Raw genomic sequence first — 1,193 nt, 5'->3', positions numbered from 1 at the left:
AACTGAAGTTAAAGGTATTGCCGGAATAGCGATTAAAACAGGAGTGGAAGATTTCGAAATAATCCCGTTTGAACAGTCTGTAACTGACTGATTAATTCTCTTTAAACATAGCGTCAATTAATACGGCATGCCTGCCGGGGCTTCGTACGCCCGCAGGCAGCCAAAAGCGATGAGGTTTATATGAATAACTATGTAATCAGTAATGCCGTTTCTGATGTGCTGGCAGAGCGCCATCGCCAGCAATCAGTAAAGGGATTCAGTGTACAGCAGGACGATACTTATATTGAGGGCGAACTGGCTGCTGCGGCCATCAGCTATATCGAACCAATGGAAGCTGGAAATTACTGGCCTGCTGACTGGCCCGCTGCCAGCTTCAAACCGTCTGACTATCGCCGCAACCTGGTGAAAGCTACCGCGCTCCTGCTGGCCGAGTTAGAGAGGATAGATCGTCAGCAACCGTGTGAAGGGGAAACCACAAAATGAGCAACATCACCAGAGAAGAGATTGAGCACTATCTGCGGGCGGCAAAAATGATTCAAACCTGCGACTTCGACAAAGGGAAACACATCACTGTTACACCTGAGCACATGATTGAAATAGCGCGTATCGCGCTGGCATCGCTGGAGGCTGAGCCTGTTGGTGAGTTCTATGAGGCTGAACCCGGCAATTGGTATCAGCGTTCAGAGGGCGATAAGGCGCCTAAATGGACTAAGTTATATGCCGCCCCGCCAGTACCATCAGTGCCTGATTATTTCGCGGCACTGGTAGAGGCGGCAAGAGTCAGAGCTGATAAAGCGATGCGCAAACACCCTCAACCCAACTATGTGCTGAACAAGGTTGCTGAGGAAAGTGGTGAGGTTATTAAGGCGGTCATTCACTTCACCGAAGGTCGGGAAGAATGGCGAAAAGTCGAGTATGAACTCATCGATAACTTAGCCATGTTACTTCGCCTTGTTGTGGAAGGGGATCAGGTCATCGGGTTTACACCTCCCTGCATTTGCCTAACCAGCATACTCAGTGCCCCGCTAGCGGAGGGAGAGTAATGAAACCCATCTCACGTACCTGCACTCTTCCGTTACAGGTTGAAGTTGAAGGCCGCACCTGGCGACTGTTTGATGTTTATTTTACTGACAGCGATAAGCGTAAATATTCCTTCTACATTTACGCCATTAATCGCGAGCATGCGTCCTATA

General features: G+C 49.2%; 2 protein-coding genes. Both read left to right on the top strand.

Going from position 1 to position 1,193, the window contains the following annotated elements; translation table 11 throughout:
- The first annotated feature begins 180 nt into the window (after nucleotides 1–180).
- On the top strand, nucleotides 181–483 hold the full coding sequence (locus GTGU_RS23285) for a hypothetical protein (protein ID WP_038163482.1): 303 nt from the start codon (nucleotides 181–183) through the stop codon (nucleotides 481–483).
- Nucleotides 480–1,043 (top strand): nucleoside triphosphate pyrophosphohydrolase family protein, encoded by a 564-nt coding sequence (locus tag GTGU_RS26770; protein WP_245609646.1) that lies wholly within the window; start codon nucleotides 480–482, stop codon nucleotides 1,041–1,043. Before GTGU_RS23285 ends, GTGU_RS26770 begins: the two co-directional genes overlap by 4 nt.
- Nucleotides 1,044–1,193: the final 150 nt, after the last annotated feature.

The organism is Trabulsiella guamensis ATCC 49490 (genome assembly GCF_000734965.1).
GTDB classification, from domain to species: Bacteria; Pseudomonadota; Gammaproteobacteria; order Enterobacterales; family Enterobacteriaceae; genus Trabulsiella; species Trabulsiella guamensis.
This window is presented reverse-complemented; position numbering and strand designations above follow the sequence as displayed.

Bases quoted from the DNA above. Each gene is read 5' to 3' on its own strand.
- GTGU_RS23285 (WP_038163482.1), top strand. From the start codon at position 181: ATGAATAACTATGTAATCAGTAATGCCGTTTCTGATGTGCTGGCAGAG.
- GTGU_RS26770 (WP_245609646.1), top strand. From the start codon at position 480: ATGAGCAACATCACCAGAGAAGAGATTGAGCACTATCTGCGGGCGGCA.